The sequence below is a fragment of the Bradyrhizobium sp. genome (assembly GCF_049581145.1).
In the GTDB taxonomy this organism is placed as follows: domain Bacteria; phylum Pseudomonadota; class Alphaproteobacteria; order Rhizobiales; family Xanthobacteraceae; genus Bradyrhizobium.
This window is the reverse complement of record NZ_JBAURI010000990.1, coordinates 1-1,933: the sequence shown is the minus strand read 5'-3', so window position 1 is coordinate 1,933 and position 1,933 is coordinate 1. Positions and strand designations below refer to the sequence as shown.

Sequence of the window (1,933 nt, the reverse complement as noted above, 5' to 3'; positions counted from 1 at the left end):
GTTCTGCACGCCCGCCGGGAGCTTCGGGGGAGGCGGCCTGCTCCGCGCCCAGTCGACGCGGCGACGGCGGCTGCGGACTTGACGCAGCCGCTTCGGACGCCAGGGCCTGTTCGGCCCACAGGGCGCTGCCGGCAATGACCGGAATGTCGCTGCCGGGAAACTCGATCGCGAGCTTGCCGCGAACATGGGCCAACACCGCTTCTGCTTCCGCCTTGGGATCCCTGAGCTGGTCGATCCGGTTGACGAAGACAACCACTCTGTCCTTCTGCAATCCACGCAGCAAATGGAGTAGACTGACGTCGCCCGAGGACAATGCCTGTTGTGCGTTCAATACCACCATGCAGGCGTCGGCGCGCTCCAGAACCTCGCGCGAGAGCTGGTCGCGCACCAGAAACGGGTCGTTCGTTCCCGGCGTGTCCATGATGACGGTTGGATAGGCGAATGGCGGCAAGTCAAAATACAGGTCGGCGGATTTCGTGATGTCGGCAAAACGACCCACCGAATGCCCGGGGCGGATGTCGGCCGCATCGCGCTCGAGGTCTTCCGCGCAGACATAGCGCTCCAATGCCTCGGGGGAGGCGGTGGCGAAGCGGTGTTGCCGGCCAAGCAGCTGTCGGAAGTCGCGGCCCAGCCTGAGCTCGGCGCGATCGCGCATCAGCCGGATCTGGCGCGCCAGGGTGTCCGCATCGAGCGCCACGCCCAGACGCAGACTGAGCTCCTGCAGGCGTCCGCCGGATCCCAGTCGTTCCCAGTCGTGCTCGTCGAAAAACTGGTAGACCGCTCCCGCATCGGAGCTCTCGCCGAAGTGGAGGCTCGTGACCACGGCCGTCCAGGGGTTTACGTCGGCGGGTAGAAATCGCGGTCGGCCGATCAGCGCGTTGATAAGCGAGCTCTTGCCGGCCTTGACCTGTCCGACCACAGCAATGCGGCAAACGTCCGCTTTCGCGCCATTGACCAGGTCGTCGAGGGCTGCGACGTCGCTCTCACCCAACAACAACCGAAGTGCCGCGGCCTGGCGCAGCGTGGCCGCCGCGATCTCCTGCAGTTCACGGCCGAGAGATCCAAGAACTGGCACCGAACACGGCTCCCGAGAGCTCTCCGCGCCTGCGCGGAAAGTCTTTCTGCGCCACGTATACAGCTGATATGCGATCGTTTGATGATTTAAAAATCGCGTGTTGATACTTCGCGTGCGTTCGTAGAATTTCCATCGACTCTTCACAACCAACTCGAGGTTGTTCGAAGGCGTGTAGCGGGACGCTGGATGAAAAAGTCGCCGCGCCGGAGCCTCGACATAATTTGGTCGGTTTCATTTGTCGCTTATCGGGCTGGCTTTTTTTTGAAAGATAAAATTGAGCTTTCACGCTGGAACGTACGCAAGACGACGACGTGTGCGCATCCGGCATAATTCACAGCGTATCGTAGTAGTGTGAGGTAAGACGGCATGGCCAGCACGTTGGATAAAACGTTACAGTCAGCAATGACCCAGATACCGGAATGTGTTGCGGCAGGCTATGTCGACATGACCACAGGGATGCTTCTTGCAGTCAAGACCGTCGACTCGCACCCGCAAGAGGTGCTGGATCTAGTTTCGGCGGCAACTGCAGATCTCTTCCAGGGCAGCAACGTTTCCGCGATCGAGGACATGTTCAAGCGTTCCAGGGGCATCAAGGGGAACGACGGCACGCACTACTTCCAGGAAATCGTGGTTTTCAGCGACAACCTGCTGCACATGTTCTTGAGGTGCAAGAAGAACGGCAATCATGTGGTGGTCATCGTCACCCGGAAGAGCGCGAATGTCGGCATGGTGATCGCAAAATCGCGAATGGCCGTCCCGTCGCTGGAAGCCTCTCTGTAGGGTGCAAGCATCGCAGAACCGCCGGAGATCGGGCAGGGAGCAGTCTCCGAGGGTGAAGATGCCCGGGTCGGATACTAC

General features: G+C 60.6%; 2 protein-coding genes. One reads left to right on the top strand and one right to left on the bottom strand.

Features of this window, described 5'->3' with window-relative positions:
* The coding region (locus WCB02_RS32210; protein WP_423964625.1) for a dynamin family protein at nucleotides 1–1,075 on the bottom strand (1,075 nt) is incomplete at its 3' end.
* 366 nt (nucleotides 1,076–1,441) lie between these two features.
* Between WCB02_RS32210 and WCB02_RS32205 the strand changes: the two genes are divergently transcribed.
* Entirely contained in the window at nucleotides 1,442–1,855 is a 414-nt protein-coding gene (locus WCB02_RS32205; RefSeq protein WP_423964623.1) for a hypothetical protein, read from the top strand.
* Nucleotides 1,856–1,933: the final 78 nt, after the last annotated feature.

Excerpts from the sequence above, each read along its gene's own strand:
- WCB02_RS32205 (WP_423964623.1), top strand. The coding sequence starts at position 1,442 with ATGGCCAGCACGTTGGATAAAACGTTACAGTCAGCAATGACCCAGATA.